This is a genomic window from Pseudomonas frederiksbergensis, assembly GCF_003732665.1.
Taxonomy (GTDB): Bacteria; Pseudomonadota; Gammaproteobacteria; order Pseudomonadales; family Pseudomonadaceae; genus Aquipseudomonas; species Aquipseudomonas frederiksbergensis_G.
In genome coordinates this window covers 246,657-269,805 of the sequence record NZ_MOBP01000009.1, presented here as the reverse complement: position 1 = coordinate 269,805, position 23,149 = coordinate 246,657, and the positions used below count along the sequence as shown (strand labels likewise).

The window sequence follows — 23,149 nt, the reverse complement described above, 5'->3', positions numbered from 1 at the left end:
GGAGCGCGCGGCATAAAGAGCCCCTCGCAAGAGGGGTTTTTTTATGTCCGGGGTTTGTTGCCGGGCTGCGATTTGTGTTGGCAGTGATGGCCTCTTCGCGAGCAAGCCTCGCTCCTACAGGTTTGTGATCGACACAAAACCTGTAGGAGCGAGGCTTGCCCGCGAAGGCGTCAGACCAGACAACCCTTTCCCCCAGACAAAAGAAAACCCCCGACCAGCCAGAGGCTCATCGGGGGTTTCAGATAAGCGCCTTTCAGCGCCTACCGGCTCAGCTTATTGGCAAGCTTCGCAATCCGGCTCGTCAATCGCGCAGGCCTTAGGCACTGGCGCCGGACCGGCCGGGGCGGCCAGGACCGAATCTTCACCGTGGTTGCCGCCGCTGGAAACAGCGTTCAGCTTGCCGGTGTTGATGGTCGACTTCTCGGTGCTGGTCGCGGCCAGGGCACGGAGGTAGTAAGTGGTTTTCAGGCCACGATACCAAGCCATGCGGTAGGTCACGTCCAGCTTCTTGCCCGAAGCGCCGGCGATGTACAGGTTCAGGGACTGCGCCTGGTCGATCCACTTCTGACGACGGCTGGCCGCGTCAACGATCCACTTGGTGTCCACTTCGAAAGCAGTCGCGTAGAGCTCTTTGAGTTCTTGCGGGATGCGCTCGATTTGCTGTACCGAACCGTCGTAGTACTTCAGGTCGTTGATCATGACCGAGTCCCACAGACCGCGAGCCTTGAGGTCGCGAACCAGGTACGGGTTGATCACGGTGAATTCGCCCGACAGGTTCGATTTCACGTAGAGGTTCTGGTAGGTCGGTTCGATCGACTGCGACACGCCAGTGATGTTGGCGATGGTGGCGGTCGGTGCGATGGCCATGATGTTGGAGTTACGAATGCCTTTCTGCACACGGGCGCGAACCGGTGCCCAGTCCAGGGATTCGTTCAGGTCAACGTCGATGTACTTCTGGCCACGTTGTTCGATCAGGATCTGTTGCGAGTCCAGCGGCAGGATGCCTTTGGACCACAGCGAACCCTGGAACGTCTCGTAGGCGCCGCGCTCGTCGGCCAGGTCGCAGGAAGCCTGGATCGCGTAGTAGCTGACCGCTTCCATGGACTTGTCGGCGAACTCGACGGCAGCATCGGAACCGTAAGGAATGTGCTGCAGGTACAGCGCATCCTGGAAGCCCATGATGCCCAGGCCGACCGGACGGTGCTTGAAGTTGGAGTTCTTCGCTTGTGGCACCGAGTAGTAGTTGATGTCGATCACGTTATCGAGCATGCGAACGGCGGTGTTCACGGTGCGTTCCAGCTTGGCGGTGTCCAGCTTGCCGTTGGTGATGTGGTTCGGCAGGTTGATCGAGCCCAGGTTGCAAACAGCGATCTCGTCCTTGTTGGTGTTCAAGGTGATCTCGGTGCACAGGTTCGAGCTGTGGACCACGCCCACGTGCTGCTGCGGGCTGCGCAGGTTGCACGGGTCTTTGAAGGTCAGCCAAGGGTGGCCGGTTTCAAACAGCATGGACAGCATTTTGCGCCACAGGTCTTTGGCCTGGATGGTCTTGAACAGCTTGATCTTGCCTGGGTACTGGGACAGGGCTTCGTAGTACTCGTAACGCTCTTCAAAGGCCTTGCCGGTCAGGTCGTGCAGATCCGGTACTTCGGATGGCGAGAACAGGGTCCACGGGCCGTCATCGAAGACGCGCTTCATGAACAGGTCAGGGATCCAGTTGGCGGTGTTCATGTCGTGGGTACGGCGACGATCATCACCGGTGTTCTTGCGGAGTTCGATGAACTCCTCGATGTCCATGTGCCAGGTTTCCAGGTAGGCACACACAGCGCCTTTGCGCTTGCCACCCTGGTTAACGGCGACGGCGGTGTCGTTCACCACTTTCAGGAACGGAACCACGCCCTGGGACTTGCCGTTGGTGCCCTTGATGTACGAACCCAAGGCACGAACCGGCGTCCAGTCGTTGCCCAGGCCGCCCGCGAATTTGGACAACATGGCGTTGTCGTGGATCGCGTGATAGATGCCCGACAGGTCATCCGGCACGGTGGTCAGGTAGCAGCTGGACAGCTGTGGACGCAGGGTGCCGGCGTTGAACAGGGTCGGGGTCGAGGACATGTAGTCGAAGGACGACAACAGGTTGTAGAACTCGATCGCACGGTCTTCCTTGTTCTTCTCTTCGATTGCCAGGCCCATGGCCACGCGCATGAAGAAGATCTGCGGCAGTTCGAAGCGGATACCATCCTTGTGGATGAAGTAACGGTCGTACAGGGTTTGCAGGCCCAGGTAAGTGAACTGCTGATCGCGCTCGTGGTTGATCGCCTTGCCGAGTTTTTCCAGGTCGAAAGTGGCCAGGATCGGGTTCAGCAATTCGAATTCGATACCCTTGGCGATGTAGGCCGGCAGGGCCTTGGCATACAGGTCGACCATTTCGTGGTGAGTCGCGCTTTCAGCGACTTCCAGGAAGCTCAGGCCTTCGGCACGCAGGGTGTCCATCAGCAGGCGGGCGGTAACGAACGAGTAGTTCGGCTCACGCTCAACCAGGGTACGGGCGGTCATCACCAGAGCGGTGTTGACGTCGGTCAGGGCCACGCCGTCGTACAGGTTCTTCAGGGTTTCGCGCTGGATCAGGTCGCCGTCGACCTCTTCCAGGCCTTCGCACGCTTCGGTGACGATGGTGTTCAGGCGGCCCATGTCCAGGGGAGCAAAGGTGCCATCGGCGCGGGTGATACGGATCGACGGGTGAGCGTTGACGGCTTCTTCGGTCGGCGCGTGGGCAGCGCGTTCTTTCGAACGACCGTCACGGTAGATCACGTAGTCGCGGGCCACTTTCTGCTCGCCGGCACGCATCAGGGCCAGTTCGACCTGGTCCTGGATTTCTTCGATGTGGATGGTGCCGCCCGAAGGCATGCGACGCTTGAAGGTCGCGGTGACTTGTTCGGTCAGGCGGGCAACGGTGTCGTGGATTCGCGACGAGGCGGCAGCGGTGCCGCCCTCAACTGCGAGAAACGCTTTGGTGATGGCGACGGTGATCTTGTCATCGGTGTAAGGAACGACAGTGCCGTTACGCTTGATCACGCGCAGTTGGCCAGGCGCGGTGGCGGACAGATCCGAAGTCGAATCAGCGGCCTGCGGCAAGGTGCCCTGCGGGTTCTCGCGAGTTGTGTCGGTTTGCATGGGTGTCTCCACGTTCTCTATGTTTGTTTGGGCACCATCACGGTGCCCACCGTTCCGTCCTGAAGCACTACAACCGGCGAGCGCCGGGCATACAACTTCGGGACAGTTCAGGAAGGGCCTTTTGAGCGCCGCTTCCTTGCCGAAGTCTTTGGTTTCAAGCCGTGGGCTGAAAACCGAATTCCTGTGGGGCGACAGTTGGGGACTGCAACACCCGTACCGTTTTTGCCTTTTTGGGCTCAAAAACAGTAGCCATCCGCTCGTGCGGTTTGGGCTTCTTGAAATACGTTTGGTTCAACCAGACAAAGGCAATAAAAGCGCTTGAAATCGGTGTCTGGTTTGTGTTTGGTTTTTTGGCAAAAACCCTACATGTAGGGTTTTTTCAGCGACGAGGTACAAGATAATGCGTTTTGGGGGGTGATTGCAACGTACTACCTGTGGATAAACCTGTGCGTAAATTGTGTGTGAAACGTAGAAAGAGCGTGTAGGCCGCGACCCTACTGGAGTAGACCGTTTGTCACGGTATTTTCACAACCGAAAACAGTCCGGGCGGTTTTTTAAGGGCGCGAACCCTATCACAAAATCCCCGGTTGTCCGAACGCATTTGCCGACTTGTTTTCTCGTTGAGCGGCGTTTATACAATCGGCCGGTATACACGCATTCTTATCCTCCCCAATCATTACAAAAAGACGGGTGGATCCTTCCTTATTAGTGTTGTTGGCAAGCAGAGGTCACCGTGGAGCAGCAAGAAGCCTGGCAGGTATTGATTGTCGAAGACGACCAGCGTCTGGCCGAACTGACCCGCGATTACCTCGAAGCCAATGGCCTGCGCGTATCGATCGAAGGCAACGGTGCCCTGGCCGCCGCGCGGATCATCAAGGAACAACCGGACCTGGTGATTCTCGACCTGATGCTCCCCGGCGAGGATGGCCTGAGCATCTGCCGCAAGGTGCGCGACAAGTACGACGGCCCGATCCTGATGCTCACCGCCCGCACCGATGACACCGATCAGATCCTTGGCCTGGACCTGGGCGCCGACGACTACGTGTGCAAACCGGTGCGCCCACGCTTGTTGCTGGCGCGCATCCAGGCGTTGTTGCGCCGTAGCGAAGCACCGGAAGTGGCCCCGGAAAAACTCCGCCGTTTGCAATTCGGCCCGTTGGTGGTGGACAACGCGCTGCGCGAAGCCTGGCTCAACGACAACGGCATCGAACTGACCAGCGCCGAGTTCGACCTGCTGTGGCTGCTGGTGGCCAACGCCGGGCGCATCCTGTCCCGGGAAGAAATCTTCACCGCCCTGCGCGGTATCGGCTACGACGGCCAGGACCGCTCCATCGACGTGCGCATCTCGCGCATCCGCCCGAAAATCGGCGACGACCCGGAGCATCCACGCCTGATCAAGACCGTGCGCAGCAAGGGTTATCTGTTCGTACCGGAAGCCTGCACGCTGTGAACTCGATCTTCCTGCGCATCTACGGCGGCATGTGTGCGGCGCTGATCCTCGTGGCGGTGCTCGGCGTGCTGGCGCTGCACCTGCTCAACCAGGTGCGCAGCGAGCAATACCGCGAGCGCCTGGCCCACGGCACCTTCTCGCTGATGGCCGACAACCTGCAGCCGATGAACGAGACCGAACGTCACCGCGCGTTACTGGTGTGGGAACGCCTGTTGGGCATCCCGCTGGCGTTGCAAACCTTCTCCCAGACCGACCTCGACCTGACCCAGCGCACCCGCGTGCTGCGCGGCCAGGCGCTGGTGGAGCAGACCGGGCCTCACGCGGCGAAGGTCTATCGGTTGGTCAGCGACAAGGAACAACTGGTGCTCACCGGCGAAGTGCAGCAAATCAGCGAGCAACTGGCCCGGGCCACCATTTACCTGTTGGCCGACGAACTGGTGCGTTATCCAGTCGCCGAGCAACCTGCGCGTCTGGCGCAATTGAAGGAAGACAAAGGTTTTGGCTTCGATCTGCGATTGGTCAAGGTCGAGCAGGCGGACATGGACGAGGATCAGAGTCGCCGGGTGTCCGAAGGCGACACGGTGATGGCCCTGGGCAAGGGCGGCGATTCGATCCGGGTCTTTGCCGGGATGGTCGGCACGCCGTGGGTCCTGGAAATCGGCCCGTTGTTCCAGATGAACCCGTATCCGCCAGAGTGGCTGGTGCTGATCGCCGCGCTGGGGCTGACCCTGATCGGGTTGATCGTCTACCTGCTGGTGCGGCAACTGGAGCGTCGCTTGCGTGGCCTCGAAGCCGCCGCCACGCGCATCGCCAAGGGCAGCCTGGAAACCCGAGTGCCGGCGCGGGGCGCGGACTCGGTCGGACGGCTGGCGGCGGCGTTCAACGGCATGGCCGAGCACTTGCAACAGTTGTTGGCGATTCAGCGCGAACTGGTACGCGCCGTGTCCCACGAACTGCGCACCCCGGTGGCGCGCCTGCGGTTTGGCCTGGAGATGATCGGCTCGGCCACCACACCCCAGGCCCTGGAAAAATACCGCGAAGGCATGGACCACGACATCGAGGACCTCGACAAACTGGTGGACGAGATGCTCACGTATGCGCGGTTGGAGCAGGGCTCGCCGGCGCTGAATTTCCAGCGGGTCGATCTGGACGCGCTGGTCAATCAGGTGATCGAGGAACTGGCGCCGCTGCGCGCCGAAGTCACAGTGCAGCGCGGGTTGTGCCTGTCCGCCGCCGATTGCGACGATGCCTGGGTCGAAGCCGAGCCGCGCTACCTGCACCGCGCCTTGCAGAACCTGGTGAGCAACGCCATGCGCCATGCGCAGTCGCGGGTGACCGTCAGTTATCAGGTGGGGCAGTTGCGCTGCCGGGTGGACGTCGAAGATGACGGGCCGGGTGTGCCGGAAGTGGCCTGGGAGAAAATCTTCACCCCGTTCTTGCGCCTGGATGACAGCCGGACCCGGGCGTCGGGCGGGCATGGTTTGGGGTTGTCGATTGTGCGGCGCATTGTGCATTGGCATGACGGGCGGGCGCTGATCAGCAAGAGCAAAAGCCTGGGTGGGGCGTGTTTCAGTTTGAGTTGGCCGCGCAATCAGGAGAAGCGTTGAGAGGTGCGCTGATTGATCGGCCGTCTTCGCGAGCAAGCCCGCTCCCACACTGGATCTGCGCCACACCAACGATCCCCTGTAGGAGCGAGGCTTGCCCGCGAAGAGGCCCTCCCAGGCACAGAAAATCTCAGGCCTTGATGCTGACCAGACTCAACAACTGCCCATCCTGCACCCCAAACTGCGCCTCCAGCTCCGTGCCGTTACGCCATTCACTGGACAAATCCATCAGCAACCGCAGCCGCACCTGGCCGTCCACGGTCCATTCCAGCACTTCGGCATGTTCGAAATAAAAGCGCTGCTGGACGATCGGGTACAGCGCCTTGAACAAACTTTCCTTCAACGAAAACGTGAGGGTCACCAGCAGCGCCAGTTGATCTTTCGCACCTGCGGCCATGCGCTGCAATTCTGGCGGTGTGAGGATTTCCCCGGCCAGGCGTTCGGCCCGTTCGTGGTCGAGCAGGTTTTCCAGGTCCATGCCCAAGCCGCGCCAGTGCGCCTTGTTCGCGACAATCGCGGCAGCCCGGCCGGTGCTGTGGGTGATCGAGCCGGTGATGTGCGCTGGCCACACCGGTGCGCGGTCTTCGCCAATCTCCGGGACAAAACTCAGCCCTTCCAACTGCTGCAATGCGGCCCGGGCACAGATCCGCCCGGCCAGGAATTCTGCCTGACGCTTGGCCACCGAACGCTGAATGCTCGCCGGCGGCGCGATGGCGCTGCGCTGGAAGTCATCGATGGCCAGTTTTGAGGTATCGAAGTGCGTGCTCAGCAGCACGGTATCGGGCAGCACAAAGGGCAACGGCCAATGGGCTTCGAGTGGGGTGCAGCAGGCGGGTAGGGCGGGGGTCGAGGTCATGGCGGGCATTTTGCCGGGTTGTCCGGGGGCTGGGTAGTGCAAAGGTTCGGATCGGCGGCGCGGCCATTCGCGAGCAAGCCCGCTCCCACACAGGATCTAGGCCGCACAGGAGATCACTTGTGGGAGCGGGCTTGCTCGCGAAGGCCGCACCGCGGTCTATCTGCGTTAGCCAAAGATTTTCTTGAAGAACGCCTTCATATCCGCCCACGAACTTTCATCCGCCGCCTTGTTGTAGCCAATATCCGGCCCGCCATGATCGCCATGACCCAACCGATCCGCATCCGGATTGGTGAACCCATGCTTGGCATCCGCCAGACTGACGAATTTGTAGTCAGCCCCAGCCTTGTCCATCTCAGCCTTGAACGCCGCCACATTGTCCGCCGTGATCATGCTGTCCTTGGCACCATGCTCGACCAGGATTTTGCCCTTCACGCTGCCCGGTGTCGCCGGGGTATTGGTCGCCAGCGCGCCGTGGAAACTCACCACACCTTTCAACGGCAACCCTTGGCGCGCCGCATTCAGCACCACGCCACCGCCGAAGCAATAACCGATGGCCGCGAGTTTGTCCGGATTGGTCTGCGGCTGTTGTTTCAACAGGTCGAGCCCGGCCTGGAAGCGCGCACTGGCCACCGCGCTGTCCTTCAACGCTTCTTGCATGAAGGCCATGGCGTCCTTCGGATGTTCGGTGTTTTTGCCGCCGCCATACATGTCGATGGCCAATGCGCTGTAACCCAACCCGGCCAAATCCCGTGCCCGGCGCTTGGCGTAATCGTTCAGCCCCCAGAACTCATGCACCACCACCACGCCCGGACGCGGGCCTTTGATCGCGTCGTCATAGGCGTAATAGCCGATCATTTTCGTGCCATCCGTGCTCTGGTACGGGATTTCCTGGGTCTTGATCGCGGCCTGGGTCAGCCCGCTCAAGGCCAGCAAGACGAGTGCGAGGAACATGCGCATGGTTGGTTCTCCTGCAAAGAAAGTCGTCAATTGAGCCTAGTCGATTTGATTCAGCTCAGGTTCAGAGTGCGTTCAGGGGGAGTTCAGGGCCGGGTCAGTAACCTTGCCCCGTACCCAAAAAGCGATAGCGCATAAGGAAACTTCCTATGACTGGATTGAAAAAACTGCTGCTGGCTTTCACCGTTTTGAGCGCCAGCGCCGCGGCCCACGCCACCGACGAAACCTTCGCCGGCCTGACGCTCGGCCAAACCAGCGACAAGGTTAAAAAATCCCACGCCTTGAACGACAACCTCAACAGCCCGAACGCCGACGGCGTGATCGGCAAGGACACCACCTGGGGTGTGCGTCTGGGCCAGCAAAACAGCCAGGGCCGTTACTACGCCACTTACGACAACGTGTCGGGCTCGCACAATGGCATTAAACTGCGCCAGGAAAACCTGCTGGGCAGCTACGATCTGTTCTACCCGGTAGGCGGCAGCACCAAGTTGTTCGGCGGTGCCACGGCGGGGATCACCAAAATGACGCAAGAGTCCCCAGGCTTCAGCCGCGACAGCGACATCGGTTACGCCCTCGGCGGCCAGGTCGGTGTGTTGCAGCAAGTTTCCCAGAACACCTCGGTCGAGCTGGGTTACCGTTACCTGCGCAGCAATGCCAGCACCGAAATGAGCGAGCGCGGTGGCAGCAAACAAGGGTCGCTGGCCTTGAACAGCAGCGCCCAGACGTACCTGTCGGCCAACTACGCTTTCTAATAAGCGGTTGGTGCCTGACCTGCGCCGGGTCACCCAAAACGGGTGATCCGGCGTCGCCATGTTAGCCATCGAGGTACGCGCACGTACCTCTGGAGATGTTGTTTTGCCCGGGAGAGCGTTATGAAACTGCTGGTCGTCGAAGATGAAGCGCTGTTGCGCCATCACTTGCAAACCCGCCTGACGGATAGTGGCCACGTGGTCGAATCCGTGGCCAACGCCGAAGAGGCGCTGTACCAGACCGAGCAGTTCAACCATGACCTGGCGGTGATCGACCTCGGCCTGCCGGGCATGGGCGGCCTCGACCTGATTCGTCAACTGCGCTCCCGGGGCAAGACCTTTCCGATCCTGATCCTCACGGCTCGCGGCAACTGGCAGGACAAGGTCGAAGGCCTGGCCGCCGGGGCTGACGATTACGTGGTCAAGCCGTTCCAGTTCGAAGAGCTGGACGCCCGGCTCAATGCCTTGTTGCGCCGTTCCAGCGGTTTCACCCAGTCGACCATCGTCGCAGGTCCCTTGTTGCTCGACCTCAATCGCAAGCAGGCGTCCCTCGACGAACAGCCGCTGGCGCTGACTGCCTACGAATACCGGATCCTCGAGTACCTGATGCGCCATCACCAGCAAGTGGTGGCCAAGGACCGCTTGATGGAACAGCTCTATCCGGACGACGACGAGCGCGATCCGAACGTGATCGAAGTGCTGGTCGGCCGCTTGCGCCGCAAACTCGAAGGCCCGGCGGGGTTCAAGCCGATCGACACCGTGCGCGGCCTCGGCTACCTGTTTAATGAGCGCTGCACTTGATTCGTTCCCTTCGCGTTCGCCTGATGCTCGCCGCCACGCTGTTGGCGGTGTTGTTCATGCTGGCGTTGCTGCCGGCGATGCAGGGTGCGTTCAGCCTGGCGTTGCAGGATTCCATCGAGCAACGCCTGGCCTCGGACGTCACTACGTTGATCTCCGCCGCACGGGTGGAAAACAACCGCTTGCAGATGCCGTTGCAGTTGCCCGATGAGCGTTTCAATCTCACCGACAGCCGCTTGCTCGGCTACATCTACGATCGCGAAGGGCATCTGGTCTGGCGCTCGAAAGCCACCCAGGAAGAGAACATCAACTACAAGCCGCGCTATGACGGGCGCGGCAATGAATTTGCGCGGATTCGCGAAGCCAATGGCCAGGAATTCTTCGTCTATGACGTCGAGGTCAAGTTGCTCGGCGGCAAAAGCGCGGCGTTCAGCATCGTCGCCCTGCAACCGGTGCGCGAGTACGAAGTCACCGTCGAAGGCCTGCGGGAAAACCTCTATCTGGGCTTCGGCGCGGCGTTACTCGTGCTCTTGGCGTTGCTCTGGATCGGCCTGACCTGGGGCTTGCAGGCCTTGCGCCGCTTGAGCCAGGAACTGGACGAAATCGAAAGCGGCACCCGCCAAAGCCTCAGCGAAGAACACCCCCGGGAACTGCTGCGCCTGACCGGCTCCCTCAACCGCTTGCTGCACAGCGAGCGCGAACAGCGCAGCCGCTATCGCGATTCCCTTGACGATTTGGCCCACAGCCTGAAAACCCCGTTGACCGTGTTGCAAGGCGTCAGCGAAGACATGGCCCAGCGCCCGGCGGATCGCGACCAGGCCTGGGTCCTGCAATCGCAGATCGAACGCATGAGCCAGCAGATCAGCTACCAATTGCAGCGCGCCAGCCTGCGCAAAAGTGGCCTGGTGCGCCATCAGGTGCGCCTGCGCCCGGTGCTGCAGAGCCTGTGCGATACGCTGGACAAGGTCTACCGTGACAAACGCGTGCGGGTAGCCTTCGATTTGCCCGAGCATTGTTATGTGCCGATCGAGCAGGGCGCCTTGCTGGAAATGATGGGCAACCTGCTGGAAAACGCCTATCGCCTGTGCCTGAGCGAAGTGCGCATCAGCGTGCGCGAAACCCTGAGCGGGATTGAGTTATGCGTGGAAGATGACGGGCCGGGCGTGCCGCCGGACCAGCGCGCGCGGATTCTGCAAAGGGGCGAACGGCTAGATCGCCAGCATCCGGGGCAGGGGATCGGGTTGGCGGTGGTCAAGGACATCATCGAGAGCTACAGCGCCAAATTGACCCTGGGGGATTCGGCGTTGGGCGGGGCGGCGTTCCGGATTCATTTTCCGGTGGTTTGATCGGTAGTTTGATGGCGGTCTTTTGGGCCTCTTCGCGAGCAAGCCCGCTCCCACAGGGGATCTGAGGTGAACGCATTATTTGTGGACACCCGGGATTCCTGTGGGAGCGGGCTTGCTCGCGGAGGGGCCGGCACATCCACCACAAAGCCCGAAGATGCCTTCAATTCTCCTGCGCCCGATAAGCCCCCGGCGTCAATCCAGTCCATTTCTTGAACGCCCGATGAAACGCCGACGGCTCGGAAAACCCCAGTTGCTCGGCAATCTGTTGCAACGACAGATCCGCCCGCCCCAGGTGATAAATCGCAATGTCCCGACGCAACTGGTCCTTCAATTCCTGAAAACTACTGCCTTCTTCACGCAAATGCCGGCGCAGGGTTTGTGGGCTGATGTGCAAATGCGTGGCCACGGCTTCCAGGTCGGGCCAACGCGCACTGTCGCGGCTGAGCAGGCGGCGCAACTGGCTGCTCAAACTGTCGCCGTCGTCCGGGCGTGACAACAGGTCGGCGGGGGAGCGTTCGAGGAAATGCTTGAGGGTGCGTTCGTCCTGCAACAGCGGCATGTTCAGGTAGCGGCTGTGAAACACCAGGCTGCTTTGCTGCGTCGAGAACGCCAAATGGCAGGGAAACAGCAGATCGTATTCGGCCCCGTGCTCGGGTTTCGCATAACTGAACGTCGCTTGCTCCAGGCGAATGCGCTGGCCGATCAGCCAACTGCCGAGGCGATGCCAGATGACCAGCAAACTTTCCGTGAGGAAGTGGTCCGGGTCCCAAAGCTGCGAATCGTCGAGGCTCAGGCGGATCATTTCGCCTTCCCGGCTCAGGGTCAGGCGCGGAGCCTCGGGGAATAGGCTATAAAACAATAAGCCGCGATGCAGTGCTTTATCCAGGTTGCGGCAGTGGATGATGGCATGGCACATCATGGCGAAACTGCCCGGTTTGCTCGGGGCCTGCCCGAATCCCAGGTATTCGTCGTCCAGGGCCAGCCACAGGCTCTGGATCAGCCGGGTGAACTGCTCCGGCGCGATGCGTGCCCGGGGCTCGTCGAGCAACTCGGGGCTGATTCCCAGTTGTAACAACAGGCCGCAATAATCATAGCCACGCCGACGCGCACCACCGAGGGCGGCACGGGCGAAATGACTGGCGATGGTGCGTTCGCGCATAAAAGGGCAGGTCCGTCCATTAAGCGGCCGATGGTAGCGGCAGGACTTGGCGAGGAACAAGGCGGATATCCGCCAAATTGTAGGACGAGGTTTGTAGGAACGGCGGAAATCCGCCACATTGCTGTAACCGACCGGTGACAAAGAAAACCCCGCAGCCCTTGATGTCAAAAGGCTTGCAGGGATTTCGGCGAAGGTGGCACGGGCTTTGCGATACAACTGGCAGATGCTTGCCGTTGCGCAGCTCGACAAAACAAATCCCTCCAGTGCAGGAGGGTTCGCAAATGAAGTGTCACGGGCAACAGATGGATGTTGTGATGGGGCACTCTTGAGGAACTTTGCAATGACGACTCGTCAGCCACTGTACAAATCCCTGTATTTTCAGGTGATCGTTGCCATCGCCATCGGCATCCTGGTCGGTCACTTCTACCCGCAGACCGGTGTGGCCCTCAAGCCACTGGGTGACGGGTTCATCAAACTGATCAAAATGATCATCGCCCCAATCATCTTCTGCACCGTCGTCAGCGGTATCGCTGGCATGCAGAGCATGAAATCCGTGGGCAAGACCGGCGGTTACGCGCTGCTCTACTTCGAAATCGTTTCGACCATCGCGTTGCTGGTCGGCCTGGTGGTGGTCAACATCGTCCAGCCGGGTGCCGGCATGCACATCGACGTGACCACTCTGGATGCCTCCAAAGTCGCGCAATACGTCGCTGCCGGTGCTGATCAAAGCGTTATCGGCTTCCTGCTCAACGTAATCCCGAACACCATCTTCGGCGCGTTCGCCACCGGCGACATTCTGCAAGTGCTGATGTTCTCGGTGATCTTCGGTTTCGCCCTGCATCGCCTGGGTGCCTACGGCAAGCCGATCCTGGACTTCATCGATCGCTTCGCCCACGTGATGTTCAACATCATCAACATGATCATGAAGCTCGCGCCACTGGGTGCCCTGGGCGCCATGGCGTTCACCATCGGTGCCTACGGTGTGGGTTCGCTGGTGCAATTGGGCCAGTTGATGGCGTGCTTCTACATCACTTGCCTGCTGTTCGTGCTGGTGGTGCTGGGCGGTATCGCTCGCGCTCACGGCTTCAGCGTGCTGAAAGTGATTCGCTACATCCGTGAAGAACTGTTGATCGTGCTGGGTACTTCTTCTTCGGAATCGGTACTGCCACGCATGCTGATCAAAATGGAGCGTCTGGGCGCGAAGAAATCTGTCGTGGGCCTGGTGATTCCGACCGGTTACTCGTTCAACCTCGACGGTACGGCGATCTACCTGACCATGGCGGCCGTGTTCATCGCTCAGGCGACCGACACCCACATGGACATCACCCACCAGATCACCCTGCTGGTGGTGTTGCTGCTGTCCTCCAAAGGCGCGGCTGGCGTGACCGGTTCGGGCTTCATCGTACTGGCTGCAACCTTGTCGGCTGTAGGCCACTTGCCGGTTGCCGGTCTGGCGCTGATCCTCGGCATCGACCGCTTCATGTCCGAAGCCCGCGCCCTGACCAACCTGGTGGGTAACGCTGTTGCCACCCTGGTGGTGGCCAAGTGGGTCAAGGAGCTGGACACCGACGTGATGCAGGCCGAGCTGGCTTCTGGCGGTCGCGGTATCTCCGACGAGCGCGTAGAAGACGACCTGGGTGTGGCCGAAGGCCCAACCCCAAGCAACGTCAAATAAGACACGCTGCAATGAAAAACCCGCTTCGGCGGGTTTTTTCATGCCTGGGGTTTGAGCGAAACGGCCACTTCTGCTGACCCATCAGGTGATTGCTGCAATGCCTTCGGTTGCCTAGTCTGGAGGCATCGCTCAAGGAGAACACCCATGCTCGGTCCACTGGCATCACTCAAGGTTCTGGATTTCTCCACACTGCTGCCGGGGCCGTTCGCCTCGTTGTTGCTGGCGGACATGGGCGCCGAGGTGCTGCGCATCGAATCGCCGACGCGCCTGGACCTGCTGCGAGTGCTGCCGCCCCACGATCAGGGCGTCTCCGCCAGCCACGCTTATTTGAACCGCAACAAGCGCAGCCTCGCGTTGGACCTCAAGCAGCCCGAAGCACTGGAAGTGATCAAGCAGTTGCTGGCGGATTACGACATCGTGCTGGAGCAGTTCCGTCCCGGTGTGATGGAGCGCCTGGGCCTGGGTTATGACGCATTGAAGGCGATCAATCCGAAGCTGATCTACGTGTCGATCACCGGTTATGGGCAGACCGGCCCCTACAAGGACCGCGCTGGCCACGACATCAACTACCTGGCGCTGGCCGGGCTGGCGAGCTACACCGGTCGCGCCGACAGCGGTCCGTTGCCGCTGGGCATGCAAGTGGCGGATATCGCCGGTGGTTCGCTGCACGGGGTGATCGGCCTGCTGGCGGCGGTGATCGCCCGGCAGCAGACGGGGCAGGGCCAGCATCTGGACGTGAGCATGACCGACTGCGCCTTCAGCCTGAACGCCATGGCCGGTGCCGGTTACCTCGCTTGCGGCGTGGAGCCGGGCTACGAGGACCAGATGCTCAATGGCGGCAGCTTCTATGACTACTACCGCTCCCGGGATGGCCGCTGGCTGTCGGTGGGCAGCCTGGAACCGGCGTTTATGCAGCAACTGTGTACGGCGCTGGGGCGACCGGAACTGGCGGCTCAAGGGCTGTCGCCCAAACCCGAGCAGCAACAGGCGCTGAAGAATGAGTTGAAGGTTGAATTCGAGAAACACGACTTCGCTCAATTGTGTGCGTTGTTTGCCGACGTCGACGCGTGTGTCGAGCCGGTGTTGAGCGTGGCTGAGGCGGTGCGCCATCCGCAGCTACAGGCGCGGGGATTGGTGACTGAAGTGCCTCGGGGGGATGGATCGAGCCAGAAGCAGATGGCGTGCCCGTTGAAGTTTTCCGAGGGATTGCCTGAACCACGGCATATCGGTGCGGCGGTGGGGGCGCATACGGATCAGGTGTTGGGGGAGTTGGGGTTTAGTGCGCAGCGGATCAAGGAATTGCGTGCGGCGAAAGTCGTAAGTTGATCGTTCCCACGCTCCGCGTGGGAATGCATCCCGTGACGCTCCGCGTCACAGAGGACGCGGAGCGTCCATGGCGGCATTCCCACGCAGGAGCGTGGGAACGATCGCTCGGCTACTCGACCCGCATCTCCCCACTGAACACCAACGTACTGCGGCAGCGTCGGCACAAATACCGCCGCCCCTGACGTACCAAACTGTGCCGCTGCGCCGAAAACGGGAAATCGCTGTCGGCGCACGGGCATTTGTAGATGTAGCGGGTCACGCTGCGGCGTTTGACATCGTAGGTGTGGCAACGGTTGGGCGGCAGTTCGTAAACGCCGCGCATGATCAGTTGCCACTCCTCGCCGTGGGGCTGGATGCGGTCGCCGAACAGTTGATGGGCGATCAGGTGCGCGACTTCGTGGGCCACGGTTTGCTTGAGGAAGTCTTCGGTGTTTTCCCGGTACAGCTGCGGATTGAAGCGCAGCAGGTTCTCGTGCAGATGCGCGACCCCGGCTTTTTGCCCGCGCAGCTTGAGGCTCACCACGGGGCGTTTGAAAGGTCGTTTGAAAAAGGATTCGGCTTGTTGGAAACAGTCTTCGACGCGGGTATTGAGTTGCTCGGGCATGCTTGATGGATCTCCAGAGACGTCGAGTATGCCGCAACCCCCGGGACTTGCGAATCAGTGAGGCGCCGAATGGTCATTCCTCACTCATTAGAAGGCCGCCTTGCGGCGGCCTGTATTGGCAGATCTTGTTTTAGGGCAACGCTAGTTCGTATAGACCGGCCCCACGCCGAGTCCCCAGACAATAACGGTAAACGCCATGATGGCCACCAGCACCACCAGGCCTACGGCGAGCACGGAGCTTGAAAACAGGAACCCCTCGTCCGATGGAATGTTCATGAAGGTCGGCAACCCCACGTACAGCAGGTACACCGTGTAGCAGATGGCCGCCGTGCCGACGATCATCCCCAGCCACATGTGTGGATACAGCGCCGCCAACCCGCCGACGAACAACGGTGTCGCGGTGTAGGTGGCAAAGGCGACACAACGGGCCAGGCTCGGGTTGGCATCATAGGTGCGGGCCATCCAGTGGATGAACGCGCCCATGACCGCCACGCCGCCGAGCATCGCCACGTACGACATGATCGTCATCCATAGCGCGCTTTCTGTGGTGAGCATCACCGGTGCCCGACTGCCAATGACCCAGCCGACTTGCGTGGTGCCAATAAACGCCGACACGGCGGGAATCGCCGCCAGAATCAGGGTGTGGGTGAGGTACATGTGGCTGATGCTTTCCTCCTGGTCGCCACGGATTTCTTTCCATTCCTGGTCGGGGTGGGTGAAGAGCCCCACTACGTGATGGATCATGCCAGTCACTCCTCTTGTTTTTACCATCGCCCCCCAGCGGAGCGCCTACGGGCCAAAGGGGCCATGTAAGTAAAGGTCTGGATATGTGTGCGACCTTATGTCGCAGTATAGAAAGGAGTTACCGGCGCAGGTTGCAGGGCGTTAGAGCAAATCGCGCTGTAAACACCTCTGTTAATCGCGAGCGGGTCTGTCACCCCAATCCCTTGTGGGAGCGGGCTTGCTCGCGAAAGCGGTGTATCAGGCAAAACTGTGTCAACTGACACTCCGCCTTCGCGAGCAAGCCCGCTCCCACAGGGGGATAGTGGGCTCTTCGCCGACGGGCAGTTTTTGCGTAAAATGCCGGCCTTTCGTCACACCTCACGGATTCGCGTCATGGGCACTCTCACGGTCAACCAGAACAAACTGCAAAAGCGCCTTCGCCGCCAGGCCGGTGAGGCTGTTGCCGATTTCAACATGATTGAAGACGGCGACAAGGTCATGGTCTGCCTGTCCGGTGGCAAGGACAGTTACACCCTGCTCGATGTGCTGATGCACTTTCAGAAGGTCGCCCCGATCAAGTTCGACATCGTGGCCGTGAACATGGACCAGAAGCAGCCGGGTTTCCCCGAGCACGTACTGCCGGCCTATCTCAAGGCATTGGGCGTCGAATACCACATCGTCGAGAAAGACACCTATTCGGTGGTCAAGGAACTGATTCCGGAAGGCAAGACCACGTGCTCGCTGTGCTCTCGCCTGCGTCGCGGCACGCTGTACACCTTCGCCGATGAAATCGGCGCCACCAAAATGGCCCTCGGTCACCACCGTGACGACATCGTCGAGACGTTCTTCCTCAACATGTTCTTCAACGGTTCGCTCAAAGCCATGCCGCCGAAACTGCGCTCCGACGACGGGCGCAACGTGGTGATCCGCCCGCTGGCCTACTGCAACGAAAAAGACATCCAGGCCTATTCGGATTTCAAGCAATTCCCGATCATCCCGTGCAACCTCTGCGGCTCCCAGGAAAACCTGCAACGCCAGGTGGTCAAGGACATGCTGCAAGACTGGGAGCGCAAGACCCCGGGCCGCACGGAAAGTATTTTCCGCAGTCTGCAGAATGTGCAGCCGTCGCAACTGGCGGACCGCAACCTGTTTGACTTCACCAACCTGCGCATCGATGAAACCGCCGCTTCGCGGTTCGTGAACGTGGTTAACCTCTGAACAAACCCATGTGGGAGCGGGCTTGCTCGCGAAAGCGGTGTGTCAGGCAATAGTGTTTCGACTGACCCACCGCCTTCGCGAGCAAGCCCGCTCCCACAGGTTATGTATTTCAATCCTCAGGAGAGGGCATGCGCGATTACAAGTGGCTACACGAGTACTGTCTGAACCGCTTCGGTTCGGCGGCTGAACTGGAAGCCCATCTGCCGGTTCCCAAGACACCGGCGCAGTTGCGCAAGATCAGCGACGACCGTTACCTCTCGACCATGGCCTTGCGCGTATTCCGCGCCGGGCTCAAGCACAGCCTGGTGGACGCCAAGTGGCCGGCCTTCGAGGAAGTGTTCTTTAAGTTCGACCCGGAAAAAGTCGTGCTGATGAGCGCCGAACACCTGGAGCGCCTGATGCAGGATGCGCGGATCATCCGCCATCTGGGCAAGCTCAAGAGCGTGCCGCGCAATGCGCAGTTCATCCTCGACGTGGCCCATGAGAAGGGCAGTTTTGGCGAATTGATCGCCGAGTGGCCGGTGACCGATATCGTTGGCTTGTGGACCTTCCTGAAAAAGCGCGGTCATCAACTGGGCGGGTTGTCGGCGCCGCGTTTCTTGCGCATGGTCGGCAAGGATACGTTCGTGCCGAGCTATGACGTGGTGGCCGGGTTGAACGCGCAGAAGATCGTCGACAAGGTGCCGACCAGCCAGCGGGATCTGGCGTTGGTGCAGGATGTGTTCAACCAGTGGCATGAACAGAGTGGCGGGCGGGCGATGAGCCAGATATCGATGATGTTGGCTTACACAGTGAATCATTGAGACCGCGTCGATCCCTTCGCGAGCAAGCCCGCTCCCACAGGGGATGTGTGAACGACACAGATCCAATGTGGGAGCGGGCTTGCTCGCGAAGGCGTCCGATCAAGCGACGGAGATCTCGCCCTCGCCAGCAAGCTTGCGATTTAACTGAAACCGCCACCGCACATACAGCAACGCCGAGCAAAACACCGCCAGGCTCGCGCCCATCTCCAGCAACCCGAACCACTGCCGGTTCGGGTCATACGCGGCCAATGCGCCCTTGATGAAATACAAATTCACCACAAAGCACATCCACGAATGCCCACGGGCGCTGCCGACAATCATCCCCGGCGCCAGCAACAGCAGCGGCACCAGCTCGATCAGCAAAATCACCCAGGGCCGTGCGCCATGCAGGTCTGCAACCAGCAGGTAGTAAGCGCAGAGCAACCCCACCAGACTGAAAAAGCACAGCAGGCTGACCACACGCATCGCCCGGACTCGCGGTTCGAGCCATTCGATGGAGGGCAGTATCTTCGGCTTCTTCGCCATGTCAGCTCTCCAGCTTCTGGGCCGTTTTGCCCAGGCGCAGACCCAGGGCGCGGCACAGCGCGACTTCGTGCTCATTCAACCCCTGTTTGCCATCCGCCCCGGCGTGATGGCTGGCGCCGTAGGGCGTGCCGCCACCACGGGTTTCCAGCAGGGCCGATTCGCTGTAGGGCAGGCCGGTGATCAGCATGCCGTGGTGCAGCAACGGCAACATCATCGACAGCAGGGTGGTTTCCTGGCCGCCATGCAGACTCGCGGTGGAAGTGAACACGCCCGCCGGTTTGCCGACGAGGGCGCCGGTCAGCCACAGGTTGCTGGTGCCGTCGAGGAAGTACTTGAGCGGCGCCGCCATGTTGCCGAAGCGAGTCGGGCTGCCGAGGGCCAGGCCCGCGCAGTTCTTCAGGTCATCGAGGCTGGCGTACAGCGCGCCTTCATCCGGGATGTCTGGCGATACCGCTTCACACTCGGTGGAAATCGCCGGCACGGTGCGCAGGCGCGCTTCCATGCCCGACTGCTCGACACCGCGGGCAATCTGCCGCGCCATTTCATTGGTCGAGCCGCTGCGGCTGTAATACAGAACCAGAATGTACGGCGCGCTCACGGCAACAGCTCCAGCACATTTTCCGGCGGACGGCCAATGACCGCTTTGTCGCCGACTTCCAGAATCGGTCGCTCCATGAGTTTCGGGTGCGCTGCGATGGCCGCGATCAATTGCGCCTCGCTCAGGCTGGCGTCGGCCAGGTTGAGGGTCTTGTACTCGTCCTCGCCGGTGCGCAGCAATTGTCGGGCGGTGATGCCGAGTTTTTTCAGCAGGCCCTGGAGTTGCGCGGCGTCCAGCGGGGTTTCGAGGTAGCGCACCACCGTCGGGGCCAGGCCTCGGGCTTCAAGGAGTTCGAGCGCACCGCGGGATTTCGAGCAGCGCGGGTTGTGATAAAGCGTCAGATCGGTCATGTGCGGGTCGCATCTTGCGTAAGGTGGCGGCTATTCTAACTGTGCAGCGCGCAATCCAGAACCTCGGGAGGCGATGGGTCGCAGGCGCATTCAATTTTGAACAAGGATCACGACATGACAAGGCGATTGGCAGCGGCATTGGCGATCATCGGGGCGCTGATGCTGGGGGGCTGCGGCAACGACTACGGCATTGACCAGGACGGTCACAAAGTCGCGGCCGGGCGTCTCGATAAACAGTGGTTCGTGCTTAATTACTGGGCCGAATGGTGTGGCCCGTGCCGGACCGAGATTCCACAGTTGAATGCCTTGGCCGAAGAGCTCAAGGGCAAGAAGATCGGCGTGTTCGGGGTCAACTTCGACAATGTGCAGGGTGAAGAGCTGAAGGGCGCCAGTGAAAAACTGGGGATCAAGTTCACCGTGCTGGCGCAGGACCCAGCTGAGCTGTTTGATTTGCCGCGCAGTGAAGCGTTGCCGGTGACGTACATCATCGATAACAAGGGCAAGGTGCGGGAACAGTTGATGGGCGAGCAGACGGCGGCGGGGGTGATGGCGAAGCTTGAGGAGTTGAAGGCGACGAATTGAGTAGGACTGAAATGGGTGTTGGTCCTTAGATCCAACCCCTCACCCCAGCCCTCTCCCCAAAGGGGAGAGGGGGAAAGGGAGCAGACCGCATGCTTTTCAAATCTTGAGATCGACTCGATTTTTCAGGTCGATGTAGCTCCAAGAACAACTCGGTCAGTCCCCTCTACCCTCTGGGGAGAGGGTTAGGGTGAGGGGTGGATCTGGCTGACCGAACACATTCGAACAGCCAATCAACCCTCTTCAAGCCACCAACGCAGCGGTTTGCCTTCGGCCGGCCAGAAGCGCATCTGGTCGATCGGCGAGATGTCCCAGCGCTGCACATTTTCCAGCGCTTGCAGGAAACGTTTTTCCTGCTCCATCAACGCCGGTGCACAGAGTTTGCGGGTGCTGCCGACTTTGCCGAAGGTCAGCTTGTCGCCGTCCAGGGTGTACGGCGCGAACCAGTGGTTGCAGCCGCCGTTGCCGTAGGCCCGGCCGTCGTCACCGAGGGTGATGGTCAGGTGGCTGTAGTCCATCAGCGGACGCTCGCCGATCCACTCAAGAATGTAGCTGCGGTTCTGTTGCAGTTGGACGGGGTCGGCGGCGCAGCCCATCAGACTGGCGCCGATCATGGCCGCCAGGGCAAGGTGTTTCATCACGCAGGCTCCTGACATGTCGGGCACAGGTGTTTCTCGCCAGCGGTGGTCCAGCCCAGCTCGGCAATTCGCGCAGTGGCGGCAGGCTTTTCGGCCTTGTTGCCCAGCTTGGCGTCGACCGCGAACTCGAAGCTCAGTTCTTTGGCGCAGCTGTCACAGTTGACCTTCCAGGTATGGATCGCCAGTTCGCCGAACACCGGACCACTGGCCACCGCGACCCATTGGCCGGGCGGGTTGATCAGGTGGCGGACGGTTTCGACGGTCAGGCGCATGGACAAGTCCTTGGCACCTTTGAGGGTGACCAGCAGCACGTCATTATTGCGAATCGAGCCGCCGTTGCCGGTGACTTGATAACGCCCCGGCACCAGGGCGCGGCATTCAGTCAGGGTGTGCTGCGGGTTCATCAGGCTGTAGCGGAAATCGTGTTCGACCATGGGTCCTCCAAATATGCGCGGTATGCTAGCACGGGCATCAACGCAGCATGGCGCGGGCATGTGACCTTCGATCAGGTTCAAATCAACTGCCCACTCATGGCACACTGCCGCTTTTGCACCCATAAGGAATGGAAATGGCCTTGATCGAATGTTTTGAATGCAAAAGGAGCATCAGCTCTGAAACACCTTCGTGCATTCACTGCGGCGCGCCAGTCATGGCGGTGCGGGCGACCACATTCAGGGCTTCCCCTCTTTCTTTTGGCAAATTGCCGCAGGATGAGCAGGTAGCCGAGGTCTCTTCTGTCGAGCCTGAGCCCGAGCCCGAGCCGCCGCGCAAAGTCGAGCCCGCGCCCGAGATGCCAGCCGCACCTATTTCTCGACACCGACGCCGGGGCGCGCCAGTGAGCGCGGCGGCGGCCGACGCCTGGGCAGACACGGTCCGCCCGGTGGAGGGTTGGCTGAAGGCCATGGTGTTTTTGCTGCCCATGGCGTTTGTCTGGTTACTGCTGCGTCGCGGGCACTCTTTGCAACAGCGCCTGATCGGTTTCTGCTGGCTGGGCTTGATGATCCTGATCGCGAAGATCTAACCTTCGACCCGATTCTGCGGCGCTCCGGCCGCCCAGGCCGCGATGTTCTGCAAGGTCGTCGCGGCAATCGCGCCCAGGGCTTCGCGGGTCAGGAAGGCCTGGTGCGCGGTGATGATGACGTTGGGAAAGGTCAGCAGCCGCGCCAGCACATCGTCTTGCAGCGGCAAGTCGGAACGGTCCTCGAAAAATAGCTGCGCCTCTTCTTCATAGACATCCAGCCCCAGATAACCCAATTGCCCGTCCTTCAACGCGTCGATCAGCGCCGGGGTGTCCACCAGGCCACCGCGCCCGGTGTTGATCAGCATCGCCCCCGGTTGCATGTGCGCCAGTGATTCACTGTTGATCAGGTGTTTGCTCTGCTGGTTGAGCGGGCAGTGCAGGCTGATGATCTGCGACTCGGCCAGCAGTTGCGGCAACTCCAGATAGCGCGCGCCGAGGGCTTCGACCTGAGGATTGGGGTAAGGGTCGCAGGCCAGCAACTGGCAGCCGAAACCGTGCATGATTTTCGCGAAAGTCGCACCGATCTGCCCGGTGCCGACCACGCCGACGGTCTTGCCCACCAGGTCGAAACCGGTCAGGCCGTGGAGGCTGAAGTCGCCTTCGCGGGTACGGTTGTAGGCGCGGTGCAGGTGCCGGTTGAGCGCCAGGATCAACGCCACCGCGTGCTCGGCGATGGCGTGGGGCGAGTAGGCCGGCACGCGCACGATGGCCAGCCCCAGGCGTTTCGCCGTCGGCAGATCAACATGGTTGTAACCGGCCGAGCGCAAGGCGATCAGGCGCGTTCCGCCGGCGGCCAGGCGTTCGAGCACCGGGGCGCTGAGGTCGTCGTTGATAAAGGCGCAGACCACTTCGTGCTGCTCGGCCAGCGCCACGGTGTCGAGGCTCAGGCGCGCCGACTGGAACTGCAACTCGATGCCGGCGGGCAAGTGCGCCGCAAGAAAACTGTCGCGGTCGTAGGTCTGGCTGCTGAAAAGAATCGTGCGCATTTTTCCTCCTGGAGATTTT

The 23,149-nt window shown here is 60.8% G+C and carries 23 protein-coding genes; 11 read left to right on the top strand and 12 right to left on the bottom strand.

Going from position 1 to position 23,149, the window contains the following annotated elements:
• Positions 1–273: 273 nt before the first annotated feature.
• A complete protein-coding gene (locus BK665_RS16120; protein ID WP_123407120.1) occupies positions 274–3,168 on the bottom strand; it encodes a ribonucleoside-diphosphate reductase subunit alpha in 2,895 nt (964 codons plus the stop codon).
• Between the two features lie 733 nt (positions 3,169–3,901).
• Here BK665_RS16120 and BK665_RS16115 point away from each other — a divergent pair.
• Positions 3,902–4,618: a response regulator gene (locus BK665_RS16115; protein WP_123407118.1), complete on the top strand. Its 717-nt coding sequence runs from the start codon at positions 3,902–3,904 to the stop codon at positions 4,616–4,618.
• On the top strand, positions 4,615–6,225 hold the full coding sequence (locus tag BK665_RS16110) for an ATP-binding protein (RefSeq protein WP_123407116.1): 1,611 nt from the start codon (positions 4,615–4,617) through the stop codon (positions 6,223–6,225). The genes BK665_RS16115 and BK665_RS16110 overlap by 4 nt, the downstream gene beginning before the upstream one ends.
• Before the next feature lie 127 nt (positions 6,226–6,352).
• On the opposite strand, the gene BK665_RS16105 is transcribed toward BK665_RS16110, so the two are convergent.
• The gene (locus tag BK665_RS16105; RefSeq protein WP_221179253.1) at positions 6,353–7,078 is read right to left on the bottom strand and encodes a 4'-phosphopantetheinyl transferase family protein; all 726 of its coding nucleotides are present in this window, start codon (positions 7,076–7,078) and stop codon (positions 6,353–6,355) included.
• A gap of 165 nt (positions 7,079–7,243) precedes the next feature.
• Complete coding sequence (locus tag BK665_RS16100; protein WP_123407112.1) at positions 7,244–8,035, bottom strand: dienelactone hydrolase family protein; 792 nt, start codon at positions 8,033–8,035, stop codon at positions 7,244–7,246.
• Positions 8,036–8,181: 146 nt separating this feature from the next.
• Here BK665_RS16100 and BK665_RS16095 point away from each other — a divergent pair, with 146 nt between their 5' ends.
• The 3 genes from BK665_RS16095 to BK665_RS16085 all read left to right on the top strand — a co-directional run bounded on the left by BK665_RS16095 (position 8,182) and on the right by BK665_RS16085 (position 10,925).
• Positions 8,182–8,784: an outer membrane beta-barrel protein gene (locus BK665_RS16095; RefSeq protein WP_054054834.1), complete on the top strand. Its 603-nt coding sequence runs from the start codon at positions 8,182–8,184 to the stop codon at positions 8,782–8,784.
• Positions 8,785–8,904: 120 nt separating this feature from the next.
• Complete coding sequence (locus tag BK665_RS16090) at positions 8,905–9,582, top strand: response regulator (RefSeq protein WP_008029360.1); 678 nt, start codon at positions 8,905–8,907, stop codon at positions 9,580–9,582.
• Positions 9,579–10,925, top strand: a complete 1,347-nt coding sequence (locus BK665_RS16085; RefSeq protein WP_123407110.1) for an ATP-binding protein — start codon at positions 9,579–9,581, stop codon at positions 10,923–10,925. Before BK665_RS16090 ends, BK665_RS16085 begins: the two co-directional genes overlap by 4 nt.
• A gap of 160 nt (positions 10,926–11,085) precedes the next feature.
• On the opposite strand, the gene BK665_RS16080 is transcribed toward BK665_RS16085, so the two are convergent.
• Positions 11,086–12,084 (bottom strand): AraC family transcriptional regulator, encoded by a 999-nt coding sequence (locus BK665_RS16080; RefSeq protein WP_123407108.1) that lies wholly within the window; start codon positions 12,082–12,084, stop codon positions 11,086–11,088.
• A gap of 340 nt (positions 12,085–12,424) precedes the next feature.
• Between BK665_RS16080 and BK665_RS16075 the strand changes: the two genes are divergently transcribed.
• Positions 12,425–13,759, top strand: a complete 1,335-nt coding sequence (locus BK665_RS16075; RefSeq protein ID WP_123407106.1) for a dicarboxylate/amino acid:cation symporter — start codon at positions 12,425–12,427, stop codon at positions 13,757–13,759.
• A gap of 144 nt (positions 13,760–13,903) precedes the next feature.
• Positions 13,904–15,085, top strand: a complete 1,182-nt coding sequence (locus tag BK665_RS16070) for a CaiB/BaiF CoA transferase family protein (RefSeq protein ID WP_123407104.1) — start codon at positions 13,904–13,906, stop codon at positions 15,083–15,085.
• A 109-nt stretch (positions 15,086–15,194) separates the two neighbouring features.
• Here the strand turns inward: BK665_RS16070 and BK665_RS16065 are convergent, their stop codons facing one another.
• Together BK665_RS16065 and BK665_RS16060 are read right to left on the bottom strand one after the other, a co-directional pair.
• A complete protein-coding gene (locus tag BK665_RS16065; RefSeq protein WP_123407102.1) occupies positions 15,195–15,689 on the bottom strand; it encodes a SprT family zinc-dependent metalloprotease in 495 nt (164 codons plus the stop codon).
• A 141-nt stretch (positions 15,690–15,830) separates the two neighbouring features.
• Entirely contained in the window at positions 15,831–16,433 is a 603-nt protein-coding gene (locus BK665_RS16060; protein ID WP_054613819.1) for a Yip1 family protein, read from the bottom strand.
• Positions 16,434–16,805: 372 nt separating this feature from the next.
• Here BK665_RS16060 and ttcA point away from each other — a divergent pair, with 372 nt between their 5' ends.
• Positions 16,806–17,630: a tRNA 2-thiocytidine(32) synthetase TtcA gene (gene ttcA / locus BK665_RS16055; protein WP_123407100.1), complete on the top strand. Its 825-nt coding sequence runs from the start codon at positions 16,806–16,808 to the stop codon at positions 17,628–17,630.
• A gap of 128 nt (positions 17,631–17,758) precedes the next feature.
• Positions 17,759–18,433 (top strand): DNA-3-methyladenine glycosylase I, encoded by a 675-nt coding sequence (locus BK665_RS16050; protein ID WP_123407098.1) that lies wholly within the window; start codon positions 17,759–17,761, stop codon positions 18,431–18,433.
• A 99-nt stretch (positions 18,434–18,532) separates the two neighbouring features.
• On the opposite strand, the gene BK665_RS16045 is transcribed toward BK665_RS16050, so the two are convergent.
• Genes BK665_RS16045 through arsC form a run of 3 tightly spaced genes read right to left on the bottom strand, consistent with a single transcriptional unit; the run spans position 18,533 to position 19,906 of the window.
• The gene (locus BK665_RS16045) at positions 18,533–18,958 is read right to left on the bottom strand and encodes a DUF2069 domain-containing protein (RefSeq protein WP_123407096.1); all 426 of its coding nucleotides are present in this window, start codon (positions 18,956–18,958) and stop codon (positions 18,533–18,535) included.
• A gap of 1 nt (position 18,959) precedes the next feature.
• The gene (gene wrbA, locus BK665_RS16040) at positions 18,960–19,556 is read right to left on the bottom strand and encodes an NAD(P)H:quinone oxidoreductase (RefSeq protein WP_123407094.1); all 597 of its coding nucleotides are present in this window, start codon (positions 19,554–19,556) and stop codon (positions 18,960–18,962) included.
• Positions 19,553–19,906 carry an arsenate reductase (glutaredoxin) gene (arsC, locus tag BK665_RS16035; RefSeq protein ID WP_123407092.1) on the bottom strand — a complete coding sequence of 118 codons (354 nt, stop codon included), beginning with the start codon at positions 19,904–19,906 and terminating at the stop codon, positions 19,553–19,555. Before arsC ends, wrbA begins: the two co-directional genes overlap by 4 nt.
• 114 nt (positions 19,907–20,020) lie before the next feature.
• Between arsC and BK665_RS16030 the strand changes: the two genes are divergently transcribed.
• Positions 20,021–20,488: a TlpA disulfide reductase family protein gene (locus tag BK665_RS16030; RefSeq protein WP_123407090.1), complete on the top strand. Its 468-nt coding sequence runs from the start codon at positions 20,021–20,023 to the stop codon at positions 20,486–20,488.
• Positions 20,489–20,718: 230 nt separating this feature from the next.
• On the opposite strand, the gene BK665_RS16025 is transcribed toward BK665_RS16030, so the two are convergent.
• A complete protein-coding gene (locus BK665_RS16025; protein WP_123407088.1) occupies positions 20,719–21,123 on the bottom strand; it encodes an META domain-containing protein in 405 nt (134 codons plus the stop codon).
• Positions 21,123–21,557: a hypothetical protein gene (locus BK665_RS16020; protein ID WP_123407086.1), complete on the bottom strand. Its 435-nt coding sequence runs from the start codon at positions 21,555–21,557 to the stop codon at positions 21,123–21,125. Before BK665_RS16020 ends, BK665_RS16025 begins: the two co-directional genes overlap by 1 nt.
• Positions 21,558–21,691: 134 nt before the next feature.
• Between BK665_RS16020 and BK665_RS16015 the strand changes: the two genes are divergently transcribed.
• Complete coding sequence (locus BK665_RS16015) at positions 21,692–22,144, top strand: hypothetical protein (protein WP_123407084.1); 453 nt, start codon at positions 21,692–21,694, stop codon at positions 22,142–22,144.
• Here the strand turns inward: BK665_RS16015 and BK665_RS16010 are convergent.
• Entirely contained in the window at positions 22,141–23,130 is a 990-nt protein-coding gene (locus BK665_RS16010; RefSeq protein ID WP_123407082.1) for a 2-hydroxyacid dehydrogenase, read from the bottom strand. The two genes, BK665_RS16015 and BK665_RS16010, sit on opposite strands and share 4 nt — an antisense overlap.
• Positions 23,131–23,149: the final 19 nt, after the last annotated feature.

Bases quoted from the DNA above. Each gene is read 5' to 3' on its own strand.
- BK665_RS16120 (WP_123407120.1), bottom strand. From the start codon at position 3,168: ATGCAAACCGACACAACTCGCGAGAACCCGCAGGGCACCTTGCCGCAG.
- BK665_RS16105 (WP_221179253.1), bottom strand. From the start codon at position 7,078: ATGACCTCGACCCCCGCCCTACCCGCCTGCTGCACCCCACTCGAAGCC.
- BK665_RS16100 (WP_123407112.1), bottom strand. From the start codon at position 8,035: ATGCGCATGTTCCTCGCACTCGTCTTGCTGGCCTTGAGCGGGCTGACC.
- BK665_RS16095 (WP_054054834.1), top strand. From the start codon at position 8,182: ATGACTGGATTGAAAAAACTGCTGCTGGCTTTCACCGTTTTGAGCGCC.
- BK665_RS16090 (WP_008029360.1), top strand. From the start codon at position 8,905: ATGAAACTGCTGGTCGTCGAAGATGAAGCGCTGTTGCGCCATCACTTG.
- BK665_RS16080 (WP_123407108.1), bottom strand. From the start codon at position 12,084: ATGCGCGAACGCACCATCGCCAGTCATTTCGCCCGTGCCGCCCTCGGT.
- BK665_RS16075 (WP_123407106.1), top strand. From the start codon at position 12,425: ATGACGACTCGTCAGCCACTGTACAAATCCCTGTATTTTCAGGTGATC.
- BK665_RS16070 (WP_123407104.1), top strand. From the start codon at position 13,904: ATGCTCGGTCCACTGGCATCACTCAAGGTTCTGGATTTCTCCACACTG.
- BK665_RS16065 (WP_123407102.1), bottom strand. From the start codon at position 15,689: ATGCCCGAGCAACTCAATACCCGCGTCGAAGACTGTTTCCAACAAGCC.
- BK665_RS16060 (WP_054613819.1), bottom strand. From the start codon at position 16,433: ATGATCCATCACGTAGTGGGGCTCTTCACCCACCCCGACCAGGAATGG.
- ttcA (WP_123407100.1), top strand. From the start codon at position 16,806: ATGGGCACTCTCACGGTCAACCAGAACAAACTGCAAAAGCGCCTTCGC.
- BK665_RS16050 (WP_123407098.1), top strand. From the start codon at position 17,759: ATGCGCGATTACAAGTGGCTACACGAGTACTGTCTGAACCGCTTCGGT.
- BK665_RS16045 (WP_123407096.1), bottom strand. From the start codon at position 18,958: ATGGCGAAGAAGCCGAAGATACTGCCCTCCATCGAATGGCTCGAACCG.
- arsC (WP_123407092.1), bottom strand. From the start codon at position 19,906: ATGACCGATCTGACGCTTTATCACAACCCGCGCTGCTCGAAATCCCGC.
- BK665_RS16030 (WP_123407090.1), top strand. From the start codon at position 20,021: ATGACAAGGCGATTGGCAGCGGCATTGGCGATCATCGGGGCGCTGATG.
- BK665_RS16025 (WP_123407088.1), bottom strand. From the start codon at position 21,123: ATGAAACACCTTGCCCTGGCGGCCATGATCGGCGCCAGTCTGATGGGC.
- BK665_RS16020 (WP_123407086.1), bottom strand. From the start codon at position 21,557: ATGGTCGAACACGATTTCCGCTACAGCCTGATGAACCCGCAGCACACC.
- BK665_RS16015 (WP_123407084.1), top strand. From the start codon at position 21,692: ATGGCCTTGATCGAATGTTTTGAATGCAAAAGGAGCATCAGCTCTGAA.
- BK665_RS16010 (WP_123407082.1), bottom strand. From the start codon at position 23,130: ATGCGCACGATTCTTTTCAGCAGCCAGACCTACGACCGCGACAGTTTT.